General features: G+C 59.0%; 11 protein-coding genes and 1 pseudogene. 7 read left to right on the plus strand and 5 right to left on the minus strand.

What is annotated here, in order from left to right:
• Positions 1–250 precede the first annotated feature (250 nt).
• Positions 251–856 (plus strand): biliverdin-producing heme oxygenase, encoded by a 606-nt coding sequence (locus I5961_RS11180; protein WP_085704257.1) that lies wholly within the window; start codon positions 251–253, stop codon positions 854–856.
• On the plus strand, positions 853–3,090 hold the full coding sequence (locus I5961_RS11185; RefSeq protein WP_227235251.1) for an ATP-binding protein: 2,238 nt from the start codon (positions 853–855) through the stop codon (positions 3,088–3,090). The genes I5961_RS11180 and I5961_RS11185 overlap by 4 nt, the downstream gene beginning before the upstream one ends.
• Here the strand turns inward: I5961_RS11185 and I5961_RS11190 are convergent, their stop codons facing one another.
• Complete coding sequence (locus I5961_RS11190) at positions 3,091–3,855, minus strand: type 1 glutamine amidotransferase domain-containing protein (protein WP_227235253.1); 765 nt, start codon at positions 3,853–3,855, stop codon at positions 3,091–3,093.
• Between the two features lie 143 nt (positions 3,856–3,998).
• Between I5961_RS11190 and I5961_RS11195 the strand changes: the two genes are divergently transcribed.
• Complete coding sequence (locus I5961_RS11195; protein WP_085704261.1) at positions 3,999–4,586, plus strand: LysE family translocator; 588 nt, start codon at positions 3,999–4,001, stop codon at positions 4,584–4,586.
• Between the two features lie 57 nt (positions 4,587–4,643).
• Here the strand turns inward: I5961_RS11195 and I5961_RS11200 are convergent, their stop codons facing one another.
• Positions 4,644–8,300: a hypothetical protein gene (locus I5961_RS11200; RefSeq protein ID WP_227235255.1), complete on the minus strand. Its 3,657-nt coding sequence runs from the start codon at positions 8,298–8,300 to the stop codon at positions 4,644–4,646.
• Positions 8,301–9,027: 727 nt separating this feature from the next.
• Here I5961_RS11200 and I5961_RS11205 point away from each other — a divergent pair.
• Positions 9,028–9,399, plus strand: coding sequence for a DUF6124 family protein (locus tag I5961_RS11205; protein WP_085698812.1), 372 nt, complete (start codon positions 9,028–9,030; stop codon positions 9,397–9,399).
• A 40-nt stretch (positions 9,400–9,439) separates the two neighbouring features.
• On the opposite strand, the gene I5961_RS11210 is transcribed toward I5961_RS11205, so the two are convergent.
• Together I5961_RS11210 and I5961_RS11215 are read right to left on the minus strand one after the other, a co-directional pair.
• Complete coding sequence (locus tag I5961_RS11210) at positions 9,440–10,270, minus strand: AraC family transcriptional regulator (RefSeq protein WP_227235256.1); 831 nt, start codon at positions 10,268–10,270, stop codon at positions 9,440–9,442.
• 35 nt (positions 10,271–10,305) lie between these two features.
• Positions 10,306–10,809: a VOC family protein gene (locus I5961_RS11215; RefSeq protein WP_227235258.1), complete on the minus strand. Its 504-nt coding sequence runs from the start codon at positions 10,807–10,809 to the stop codon at positions 10,306–10,308.
• A gap of 262 nt (positions 10,810–11,071) precedes the next feature.
• On the opposite strand from I5961_RS11215, the gene I5961_RS11220 reads away from it, so the two are divergent.
• From I5961_RS11220 to I5961_RS11230, 3 genes and pseudogenes are all read left to right on the plus strand, one after another.
• The gene (locus I5961_RS11220) at positions 11,072–11,320 is read left to right on the plus strand and encodes a transmembrane sensor/regulator PpyR (RefSeq protein WP_085698819.1); all 249 of its coding nucleotides are present in this window, start codon (positions 11,072–11,074) and stop codon (positions 11,318–11,320) included.
• Between the two features lies 1 nt (position 11,321).
• Positions 11,322–11,627, plus strand: a pseudogene (locus tag I5961_RS11225) (NnrS family protein); the annotation flags it as partial.
• Positions 11,617–11,766, plus strand: coding sequence for a hypothetical protein (locus tag I5961_RS11230; RefSeq protein ID WP_170929737.1), 150 nt, complete (start codon positions 11,617–11,619; stop codon positions 11,764–11,766). The pseudogene I5961_RS11225 and the gene I5961_RS11230, both read left to right, overlap by 11 nt.
• Before the next feature lie 16 nt (positions 11,767–11,782).
• Here the strand turns inward: I5961_RS11230 and I5961_RS11235 are convergent, their stop codons facing one another.
• Positions 11,783–12,454, minus strand: a complete 672-nt coding sequence (locus I5961_RS11235; RefSeq protein WP_227235259.1) for a class I SAM-dependent methyltransferase — start codon at positions 12,452–12,454, stop codon at positions 11,783–11,785.
• Positions 12,455–12,477: the final 23 nt, after the last annotated feature.

The raw sequence follows: 12,477 nt of genomic DNA on the forward strand, positions 1-12,477 counted from the left end.
GCTATTTTTATCATGTGCGCGAGTGAGGCCGAACCGTACAGTCAGGCAGCAGAGTCGCGGTACAGCGATGGACGGGCGTGAATCCATTCGAACTTTCTACCGTACCGTCAACTCTGAAACCGTTACAGGGTGATAAATCTGCCAGAAAAAACCATCTGATGGGTCAGAAAGGACAATTGCCGTGTAAGCTTTCACGCCAAGCTTTTCCATTCCCCCATGGCCGCAGGCGGCCCACTGTACGAGCGACTACATGCAAGCAAAGGCTCGCGAGGTTCATGTGCCACCGGTGTTGCAAGATCTGCGCGCTGGCACGGCCGAACTGCACATTGCGCTGGAAAAACGCCTTCCTTTTTTCTCCGACACCCTTGATCTGCAAGCTTTCGAGCGACTGATGCGCGCCTATTACGGCTTCTACCAGCCACTGGAAAGCGCATTGCAGGACAGTGGCCAACTCCCCGCCGATTTCGATCTGGTTTCGCGCCTCAAAACGCCGACGCTGAAACGCGATCTGCACGCGCTGGGCGCAAGTGACGGGGACTTTTCGCTGTGCCGCCAGTTGCCCGTCATCGACTCCACCGCCGCCTGCCTGGGCGTGCTGTACGTGCTGGAAGGCGCGACGCTCGGCGGTCAGATTCTGCGCCGGGAAATCGCCACACGGCTTAATCTGGGCGCGAACAACGGCGCGGCGTTTCTGGATATCTACGGCGCTGCCACCGGCCGACGCTGGCGCAACTTCATCGAATACCTGGGCAGCCGCCCGATGGACGCCGACGAGCGTGAAGCCGTTGTAGCGGCTGCCCACACGACATTCAGCTGTTTCGAGCGCTGGCTCGAAAGCCAGGAGGTTCTGGTATGACCCCGCAAGACAAAGAAGCCTTTGAAGAGTTGCTGGCCAACTGCGCCGACGAGCCGATCCGCTTTCCCGGCGCGATCCAGCCGCACGGTCTGCTGCTGACCCTGAGCGAGCCGGAGCTTTCGATTATCCAGATCAGCGCCAACGTCGAGACCTTGCTCGCGCGCCCGGCGCAAGAGCTGATCGGCCAGCCATTGCAAAGCCTGATCGGTGATGCCCACGCCGCGCAGGTTCGCGAAGCGTTGCAGCAACCGGCCTGGGCCGATGCGCCGCCGCTGCACTTTTGCCTTAATGGCACGGCGTTCGAAGGTTTGCTTCACCGGCATCAGGATGTGCTGATCCTGGAGCTGGAAATCCACGTCGAAAACTTCCAGCCGCGCAACGTCGCCGGTACTGAAACCCACCTGGGGCGGATGCTCGCACGTTTGCAAAAAGCCCAGAGCCTGCAGGCGCTGTACGACATCAGCGTCAAGGAAATCCAGGCCATGACCGGTTACGACCGGGTGCTGATCTATCGCTTCGAAGAGGAGGGCCACGGCCAGGTCATCGCCGAAGCGTCCGATCCGTCGATGGAAGTTTTCAACGGGTTGTTCTTCCCGGCCTCGGACATCCCCGAGCAGGCTCGGGAGCTGTATCGCACCAACTGGTTGCGGATCATCCCGAACGCTGATTACCAACCCGTGCCGCTGGTCCCCAAGCTGCGCCCGGACACCCAGACCCCGCTGGACCTGAGCTTCGCCACCTTGCGCAGCGTGTCGCCGATCCACTGCCAGTACATGAAGAACATGGGCGTGCTGTCGTCGATGAGCATTTCCCTGCTCAAGGGCGACAAGCTCTGGGGCCTGATCAGTTGCGGCAATCGCCAGCCGCTGCATGTGCCGCACGAGTTGCGCACCGCGTGCCAGACCATCGGTCAGGTGCTGTCGTTGCAGATCAGTGCGATGGAAGCGCTGGAAGTCAGCCGGCAGCGCGAGGAAAAGGTCGAAGCGCTGGCGCTGCTCAATCAGGCGATGATCGACTCGCCACAAAATGTCTTCGATGGCCTGGCCAACCAGCCGCAGGTCCTGATGGCGCTGGCCAATGCCGGCGGCATCGCGATCATCGAAGACAAGCAATTGCACCGTTACGGCAATTGCCCGGAGCCGGAAGAGATTCGCGCGCTGCACAAATGGTTGCAGGAGCGCGGCGAGCCGGTGTTTGCCAGTCATCACCTGGCCAGTGTCTATCCGCCGGCCGCGCACTATCAGCAGGTCGCCAGCGGCGTGCTGGCCATGAGCCTGCCCAAACCGGTGGACAACGGCGTGCTGTGGTTCCGTCCGGAAGTCAAAGAGAACATCAACTGGAGCGGTGATCCACGCAAGCCGCTGGACCTGGAAAACTCCGACGCCGGCCTGCGCCTGCGGCCGCGTACCTCGTTCGAAATCTGGAAGGTCGAGATGGCCGGAATCTCCACCAAGTGGAGCCATGGCGATTTGTTTGCGGCCAACGACCTGCGTCGCTCGGCACTGGAAAACGACCTGGCCCGCCAGGTGTGCCGCGAGCAGGAGGCGGTGCGTGCGCGCGACGAGCTGGTGGCGGTGGTGTCCCACGATCTGCGCAACCCGATGACGGTCATTTCGATGCTGTGCGGCATGATGCAAAAGGCCTTCAGCTCCGACGGGCCGCACACTTCGCGGCGCATCTCGACCGCGATCGACACCATGCAGCAAGCCGCCGGGCGTATGAACACGCTGCTGGAAGACTTGCTCGACACCTCGAAAATCGACGCCGGGCGCTACACCATCGCGCCGCAGAAACTCGATGTCGCGCAGATGTTTGAAGAGGCTCAATCACTGCTTGCGCCGCTGGCGCTGGACAAAGACATCAGCATCTCGTTCGAGGCTGATCCCGACCTGAGCATTCATGCCGACCCCGAGCGGCTGTTTCAGGTGTTGTCGAATCTGGTCGGCAACGCGATCAAATTCACCCCGCGCCTGGGCACTGTCGATGTGTATGCCAAATCGGTCGGCGACGACATCGTCTTCACGGTACGCGACAGCGGCGAAGGCATTCCCAAGGATCACTTGCCGCACGTGTTCGACCGTTACTGGACGGTAAAGGAAGGCAATCCGACCGGCACCGGACTGGGGCTGTACATCACGCAGGGCATCGTCGAGGCCCATGGCGGGCAGATCGTTGCCGAGAGCGAGCCGGGGCAGGGCAGTGAGTTCCGTTTCACTGTGCCGCGTCTGGACTAATCAAGCGGATCGGCGTTTGGGGGCCTGCAACAGGGCCACCCACTCGGCGGCGAATCGATGGCAATCGCCGGGCCAGCGCGCCGTCAGCAGTTGCCCGTCGCGCACCACAAATCCCGTTTGTGGTGCCTGCGCGCAATCTCGTTTGGCGACCCGCGGCCCGCGTATAAAGTCGGATTTGCTGGCCAGCGCGGTTTTCACTTCCGCTTCGACGGTCTGCTTGTAGGTGCGGTAGTAGCGCCCCAGCCAGGCAGCGGTCATCAGCCACGCCGGCAACTCCATGGTTGCCGCGAGCAATGCCGTCACCTTGCGCCCGAACAGCACCGAACGTCCGGTATCGGGGTCGAGCGTGCGCGCCAGCAACAGCACGCCATGACACACCGCCGCCACGGGTTTTTCGGCTTTGGAAAATTGCAGTGTGATTTGCTGGGCCTGTTTGGATTCCAGCAGTGTGCGCATCCCTTTGGCATGTCCGCCGGGAATCAGCAGACCATCGAACCGGCTCGTGTCGACATCGGCATACGCCAGCGGCTGCCTGAACGCTTCGGATTCGATCATTTTTGCGTAACTGTCCAGATCGGCCTTGCGCGTCATCAGCAGCGAACTCAACGGGCCGAAGCCGACATCCACCAACCGTGGGTCGGCGTGGGCAGGCAAGCCTTGGGGCGTGGCAAAACGCACCTCAATGCCTGCATCACGCATCACCTGCCAGGGCACGCTGCTTTCGGTGGGGTCGTAATCGGCGCAGGGCAACAGAATCAGAATCATCGAGGACAGACTTCCAGGTCGTGAGTAATCGCATAGCCAGAGCGTAGTGGGTCTGCGCGAGCGGGGGGTAATTTCCTTCAATACCGCCTGCTGTGCGCCGGCTACCGTGAGCGCCTTGTTCCCCGATTTGAAGCAGGTGTGCGATGAGTCTGATTGTGTCGATGGCGGCGTTTGCCCTGGCCGCGTCCATTACTCCGGGGCCGGTGAATATCGTGGCGTTGAGCTCGGGGGCGCAGTTCGGCTTTCGCGCCAGCCAGCGGCATGTGGCCGGGGCAACGCTGGGGTTTGTGCTGTTGCTGGTATTGATGGGGCTTGGGCTGCATGAAGTGCTTGCGCTGTGGCCGTCGCTGACCCGCGTGGTGCAACTGGCCGGGGTGGCGTTTCTGCTGTTCATGGCGTGGAAACTGGCCACCGATGACGGGCAGTTGAATGCCGGGGAATCGGGCAGGGCCCCGTCGATGCTCTACGGCGCAGTGATGCAATGGCTCAATCCCAAGGCCTGGCTGGCCTGCGTGGCGGGAATGGGCGCGTTTGTCGCCGATGGCGAGGCGCGGCTGGTGTGGCAGTTTGCGGCGGTGTATCTGGTGATCTGCTATCTGTCGGTGGGTTGCTGGGTGTACGCCGGGACGTTTTTGCGCGGCTATCTGCACAACCCGGCGGGGATGCGCTTGTTCAACCGGGTGATGGCGTTGCTGTTGGCTGTAAGTGCGGGGTATTTGCTGCTGCCCTGATCCGTACTCCGGCAAGTGGAGTACGGATCAGCTTGTAGTCAGATCAATCAGGCATCGTCAGAAAATGCCGTTGAGTTCCCGGAAAACGTGGGGCGGCATGGCCGTAAATCGGTTATTTCGCAGTTGGCTGATCGAATACAGCGCGCTGGCCGTACGACCGTTGCCGTCACCGAAGCCCTGAAAGCCGACTACCGCGCCCAATACCTGTTTATCAAAGTGCGGATGGCTTGGGTCCAGGGTTTTCAGATGTTGTTCGAGCAGCGCGAATCCGGTAGGGCTGCTGCCGTATTTGGTAGGGGCACCGGCATCGCGCACTTTGCCGAAAGCTTCCGGTACCAGTTTTCGATGAACCTCCCTGATCACGTTCGGGTCGTTCAGGGGGGCCTTGTTCGCGGTGTAATCGCGCAATACCCCAAGGACATTGTCGAAGTCGTTACCACTGGAGCTCGAGCCGTTCAACATCCACGCGGTGGCTCGTTGTGAAGGATCGGTATAGCCAAGGGGATTGAAGCTCGCTTCCGGCATCACGTCGTTGTACGGCGATTTGCCCAGATCCAGTTTCAGAATGTCTTGCTGATAGCCCTTCATGTATCGGGCTTTTCTGCTCTCGAGTTCGTAGAGGACAGCCAGTGTTTCGGTGTAACCCTGCACCGTGCTGCGCGCATCGTTGAGCTGGACGGGGTGGCCCTTGATGAATGCTTCTGTCAGTTCTTCCAAAGCCCCTCGACCGATCAGCGACTCCAGATCGCCTGCCTGTTTCGACTGGTAAGCGGATTCCTTCACGGCGTTGTTCGCGAGGTGGCGCCATTCTGTTTCAGTTGCCCCTTTGGGCAGCTTGAAATTCTTGTCGCTCAAACGCGTAACGACGTGTTGTACCGTTTCGATGGCATCGCTTTTGAGCAGTGCCCGAGCATGAGAAACCGTGTCCAGCGACATCCGCGCGTGCGCTGCCGAGCCGCTGTGATCAATGACTTTGAGCAGGTCATAACTGTTGGCGCCGGTCAGGTATCTCAGTTGCTGTTTCGCCTGGTGCGCAAGTGAGCGGGCACTTCCGCTCAATTTCGCAACACCTCGGCCGAGCAGTTTGCCACCGACCTTAAGCAGTTGCGGCAAACCGGATAACGGGTTGAACAGACTGAGGGCCGTGCTGGCCAGAACCCGCGAAGCCGACAGTAGTTTGCCGGCGATGCTCGCGGCTTTACTGGCGGCGGCAGCGATTGCCGCTGGCGCAGCGAAGAGGGTCATTGCGAGAACGGCGGCATCGACAATGCAGTCGAAAATTGCACCACCCTGTTTCTTCGGATCCCCTGACGTCAGTCCTTCGACGCAGCTCTTGAAGGGGATGATCAGGTTAAGAATCATGTTGAAGATGGCCTCGGTCTTCTCGATCGCCTTCTCCCGTACCGTTTGTTGCAGACCCAGTTGGTGGATTTCCTGCTCGGTGATATACGGATTTTTTCTGGCGATCAGTGAACCCAGGTCTTTCACGCGTGCGGATCGGTACAGGGGTGTTTGATCGTCCCGGTTTTTATACGGGTCGGGGGCTTCAAACGCACCAATCTTGCGCACCTGGATTCTGGATTTGACGTTGGCCCTGGGGGTGACGTTTTGCAGGTAGGCCTGTAGATCAACGGGGGCTCTTTCGAGTTGCTTCTGATCGGTGAATCGAGTGTCGAGCTGGAAGACGCTTCCGGAAACCAGCGGATTGAAGAGTGTTTCCAGATCAGGGTTGTGCCGACACTCCATCCGCAGAGGAAACAGCTCAAAACACTTGATGGCGTAGCCATGCTGTACACAGAGAATGACGCCATAACGGCCGGTTTCTCCCGGGATGTAAGTGGCAGGGCTGAAGCCATAACGACCGGTGACTCTCGCCGGTTTGTAGTTCATCTGCTGAACGCAATAGATACCGATCGCTCCATCTTCAATAGACGCTGCATCTTCCGGAAACAGCTGTGAAATGGCGATCTGGATGTTGCGCGTCAGACCTTCGAGGACGGCGTCGAAATGACTGGCGGTCGCCGTTTCGTAAAGCTCGGCAACGGGAAACAGATCGGGCAGCCTCGCAAAGGATTTGTAGATACTGGTGCCTCTGATGCGATCCCAGTCCCGGGTGTGCAGTTCGTCACTCATGTAGAGATCCAGCACCGACACTTTGCGACCGGCGCCACCGCCACTGCCACGGTGTTTGACCAGCAGTTCATCGGGGTCGCATTCCGGTTCCCGGGACTTGAGTTCTTGCAGTGCGAGCTGTCTGCGATCAGGAAATGGCCTGGAAAAACGTTCGGTGGCTTCCAGCATTATGGCGACGTACTGGTCGTACTCGCGTATGGCGTGCTCGATGTCATCGGGCTTGAGATTGCCTTGCGCATCGCGTGTGATGAGGCCGTTCATCCAGGCCCAGGTCACCACCGGGTCCACCGATCCCTCGGCCTGCAATGACGCCAGTGGCGCGAGTGATTTAGTCGACTGGCTGAACCCCATCAAATGTTGATAGGTCATTTTGCGGCTGGCGCCGGGAACCAGCGCTTCAACCAGATGTATAGCCTGCGTAGCGATCACGCAGGCCGGTGTCCCCATCTGCAGGCTGGGCGGCCAGTCTGGAAAAAGGTACTCGGGGGCCATGCCTGCCAAAATCATTTGTGCCACCAGCGGCGCGAGTGGGGGGGCGACGTGCAGGTTCTTGATCAGATGCGCTTCCAGGTCGACCCGAATCCGGGAGGGGTGCTGTTTGAAGTAGCTTTTTGAATACAGATCGAAGCCGGCGAAGTGGGTATTGGCGATATTGAGCCCCGGGTCGAGGTCCAGCAAGATCACGGCAGCCGCCAGTTGTTCTGCCAGCTCAGTCGTTTGGTTTGTTGCTGCTGGTTCATCAAGCCAGCCCAATTTCGACAAGTAATATTGCCCGTGCCGGGACGCCGCACTTTCGAGCACTTGCTGCAGGCGATAGTCCGTGCTGGTTGTAGCGCCGTCGCCCGGTACGCTTTCAATCAGCACACGTCTGCCGAGGCCATTGATGATGGCTTCAAAACCCTGCCTGCAACTTTGTGTCAGATCAAGAATCATGACCCGCTTGTTTCCCACAAGTTTGAACGGCGACTCGTCGGGCGCGTCCAGAAGTTGCCAATAGTTTCCGAACTTCGGAGGCTCAGCCAATGTCGAGAAGTTCAACAGATCGAGCAAGTTGCGGGTGTCTTGTTCGGTATCCGGCACTTGCAGCCCGTTGAATTGCAGCCACTGGCCGACCGTGACTTCGTTTCCCGTAATGATCCACCCGCCAGTGAGTTCCGCGACCTTGGCCAGAAGTTCGAGGCTGTCGTCAAAGCTCGCCAGCCCTGCGACATCCGCGGTGATATCACGGGGAAAAACAAAGACGGTCGCGGGCCGGTTGTTGCTGGCGACCATGTTTCGGTAACTGAAGTAGAGTCGCCCATGCTTATCCAGCAGAAAAACCGCGTTGTCCGGAATCTGGCGCCGAGCGCGGACAAAGTGAAAATCCTCGTGGCGCAGAAGTATGGAAAGCGACACTTTACCGTTGCGATGAACTCGGTCGAGTGCGCTGTTTTCTATACACGTAACCAGGATTTCGTTGCATTTCCAGTCGAGGCGTTCAGCGGCGTATTCATCGCTGATAAAGTTTGTAATGGTCTGGGTTACGTTTTTTTTCTGAAGTGAGTCTGTGGAATCGTAAGCGTAGTTGTCTGTTGGTTTCATGATTCGGAATCCATTCTCTAATAGTGAAATAAACAGAAATAGATGATCGTTTTCTGATTGTCGTGTTTGTGAAAGTGGCTTTTTAGAGTACGGCGACAAAACGTAAAGTTAGTGGGGATTGCTGTTCCAGGTATTTCTTTACGGTGTCCGGATTGGAGGGGAAGGTTGATTTAAAAGGCCTGGGATGTTGGGGGCGATAAATATGTATATTTTTCCGGGTGTGTAGAGTCAGGAAGGCAGCTGGGCAAAACAGTTGAGTAGAGAAAAAGGAGAGAAAAAGGAGGAAAAAGGGGACGCATTTATTTACCAGTCCCACTATGTAAACCCGCAGCTCCTTGCAACGGGGAGCGCGGGTTTTGTCGTTTCCGGGCCTTCGGAAACCCTCGTTGAAGAGTGTTTAAGTTTATGTCCGTAAAGCCACGCAACCTTGCGCCTTTGCCTACGCATCCGCCAGAATCCGCCGGCTTGTGGGCCTTGGGGTCGGGTTCTATTGTGGGTCGGTCGCTGACGAATCAGCGATCGGGTTTCGCAGCCCGGATCAATCAAGGCGCCCAGCGCGCCGTTTCCGTTCAGCTTGATTTGGCTGATCGCGTAATGGCGGTTGTGCGCGGGATACCTTCGGGTATGCCGGGTTCCTTGATTCCCGGTCTGCGAACCCGCGTACAGCTGCCACCTTTCTTCGTTTCGCAGCGAACCCTGGCAGCTCCATTAATCAAGGAGTTTTACCATGATCAAACCAACGCCAAACCCGCCTGAAACCGACCCGACCTCGCCCTACGAAACCCTCGACTCCAAGAAATTCCACGAAGCCGCCGAGCGCGCCCTCGATCATTACCTCAATCCGCTGCTCCCCCGAAAACCACTCCTCAAACCCAATACTCGCTACCTCATCGCCCCCGGCATCCCGAGCGAAGAACTGCTGGCCGATGCCTGCGAAACCCTGACCTCGGCCAAAACCATGGCCAGCGATTTCGCGGGGATGATCGAGGCGCCGCAGCGGCATGTGCTGTTGGGCATCGGGCAGCTGATCATGCTGGCGGAACTGGCGGTGAATCGGGTGCTGGATAATCTGGATGTGGCGGCTGAGCCGCGTGTCTGAGTGCTGAAACCGAAACGGCCCATCGCGGGCCGTTTTGTTGTTATCCCCGATACTGCCCCGGCGTCGCCGCCAGATGCTGTTTGAACGCCCGTTGAAAGTGCGCCTGATCGGCAAACCCGGCCTCCAGCGCCACATCCGCAATCAACTGCCCGCGACGCAGACACTCACGCGCAAACTGAATGCGCTGGTTGACCAAAAACGCATGGGGCGTCATGCCGAAGTGCTGTTTGAAGGCGCGGATCAGATAGGACGGTGAGAGTTCTGCGGCGACGCAAATGTCGTCAAGGCTGAGCAGATCGGTGCAGTGCTGGCGGATGAAGTCGGCGGCGCGTTCAAGTTTGAAATTCGGTTCTCGCAACGGTGGCTCGATAGGGTTCAGACACAGTTGCAGGTCGCTGAAAAACTCCACCGCTGCACTCTGTTTGCGCAGTACGTCTTGCTGTTCGTCGACCAACACGGCGTACAACCCGTTCAAGTCGCGAAACAGGCGGGCGTCATTCAAATGGGTATCGGAAAACCGCCGAAACTCAAGCTCCGCACTGAACCCCAACTGATGCTGCAGATCCGTCAGCCACGGTGTTTCCACATACAACATCAAATACGACCACGGCTGATCGTCGATCGGGTTGCAGGCGTGCACGTCCCCGGGATTCATCAGCACCACGGTGCCGGCCGTCACTTCGAACGAGGATTGCTCATGCACGTAAGTGCTGCGCCCGGCGGTGATCGCGCCGATGGAAAAGTGCGCGTGGGAGTGCCGTGAATAGCAGACCTCACGCCCGTCGGCGATGGCCCGCGCTTCGATAAAGGGCAGGGCGTCGTCGCGCCAGAAGCGCGGGGCTTGTTCGGGGTTCTTGGTGGCAGCTTTCATTGTTGGGATTCTCGGCAGACCAGTGCCCGAGTGTATTAGCTCTGGCCGGCGAAGGCTCGCTCCAGTTCGGCGATGTCGAGTTTTTTCATTCCGAGCATGGCCTGCATCGCCCGTTGCGCCTTGGTCTGATCGGGATCGGTCATCATGTGCGTCAACGCTACCGGCACGATCTGCCACGACACGCCGAACTTGTCCTTGAGCCAGCCGCACTGTTGCGCTTCCACCGGCCCGCCGGCGCTGAGGTTGCCCCAGAAGTGGTCGACCTCTTCCTGGGACTGGCAATTGACTTGAAACGAAATCGCTTCATTGAACTTGAACATCGGCCCGCCATTGAGCCCGGTGAAGGTCTGGCCGTCGAGTTCGAAACTGACGGTCATCACCGAGCCTTCCGGGCGGCCGTGAAACTCCTGGCCGGCCTTGCCGTAGTGGGTGACGGTGGTGATTTTCGAGTGGTCGAAGATCGAGCAGTAAAACTTCGCCGCCGCTTCGGCCTGATCGTCGAACCACAGGCAGGGTGTGAGTTTTTGAAAGCGTTGCATGGCAGTCTTCCTCGGCAGGTTGGACACGCTGGATTAATAGCGTAGCCAGTCTGTGCTCGGCTGGCTGTGCCCCGGATCGATGGTTGGATGCAAGGAGGACGGGATGTAGTCGTATTGACCTTGTTGTTTGTCAAAACGACTGTTTTCGTCTGTGTCAAATTGACTCGTGTTTGCGCAACTGACTGATATTGCTGGGCGAATAATCTGGCACGCAAGTTGAAGTGTCTTGAGTACAAACCGATCCGCTCAGGAGTACGACAACATGTTCGCTTTCTTCGAGAATCCGCTGAACGTTCTGCACCTGTCGAGCAAAGTGCTCGTCGCCGGTCTGGTCATGTTGCTGGCGGGAATCTACGGCGCTTATCTGTATCAGGGCCACATGCCCATTGCGTTGCTGGTGGCGATGCATGCGATGACCATCGTCGGCCCGACGTTGATCAAGATTGGCTATGTGATGCGCCTGCTGTCGCAGTATCGGTTGGGCCAGTCACCCGCACTGGCGGTGGCCTGAGATGCGCAGACTCGCGGCGGTGCCAGTGTTCAGCCTTGGCTTTCGGCCGCTGTTTCTGGCCGGGACCGGATTCGCCGCTCTGACGGTGCTGATCTGGGGTCTGTGGCTTTACGGCCATTGGTTCGATCTGCAACCGACGGGCGGCATGCTCGCCTGGCATCGGCATGAAATGCCGTTTGGTTTTGCGGCGGCGATTGTTGGCGGATTCCTGTTGACTGCGGTGCCCAACTGGACCGGCATTCCCGGCGTACGCGGCGGGGCATTGATCGCGTTGGTGTCGGTCTGGCTGCTCGGGCGTGGTGCTTGGGTTTGCACTGGTGTTGATCGCGGCGGGTTGCCGGGTGTTGGTGGTGCCGTTTTCCAGCCTTGGCCTCGGCTTGTCCGTGGTGCTCTGGGGCGCGGGGTTCGGGCTGTTTTTACGGCATTACACCGGGATCCTGCTCTAGCCAAGGCTCTAGCGTTTTACCCGCGACGCTCGGCAATCATCAGCAATGACTGCGGCACCGGGCTTTGCGGATGCTGCGGCTCGCGCAGGTCGGTCAATTGCAGGCCGGCCATGTCCAGCGCATTCAGCCAACTGGACAAGGTGCGGAAATACCACGGCATCGGCGACCACTCGCCCTGAAACCCGTCGAAGGTTTCTTCCCGCCAGCCATCCTGATAATCACCGGCGGCCACCGCCCATGGATGCAGCGTCTGGATCACCAGCGCACCGCCCGGCGCGAGCAGGCCATTCATCGCCGCGAGCAGCGGGATGATGTCCTGATGCAGCAGGGAAAAGTTGGCGCAGATCAGGTCGTAGTCGCGGCCAATCTCGACTTTCGCCTCAACCAGATCTTCGTAACTGGCGACATGCACGGGTGATGAACCGGCCAACTGCGCAGCCTCGACCAGTGTCGCATCACCGTCCACGCCGACCGCCTCTAATCCTCGCTCGACCAGCGCCCGCAACAGCCAGCCTTCGCCGCATCCCAGATCGAGCACGCGCTCGGGCTGGCGTCCCATCACCGCCAGCAGAATGGCCTGATCGGTCACTTGCCGGCGACTCTCGATGGCGCCGCTGCGCACGGCTTCGGTCCAGGCCCGGGCGTTGTGGTGCCAGCTCTGGAGGAGGGTGGATTCAGGCGAGGACATGACAAACTCCGGGATCGCGGGAT

It is taken from the genome of Pseudomonas sp. IAC-BECa141, from assembly GCF_020544405.1.
GTDB lineage: Bacteria > Pseudomonadota > Gammaproteobacteria > Pseudomonadales > Pseudomonadaceae > Aquipseudomonas.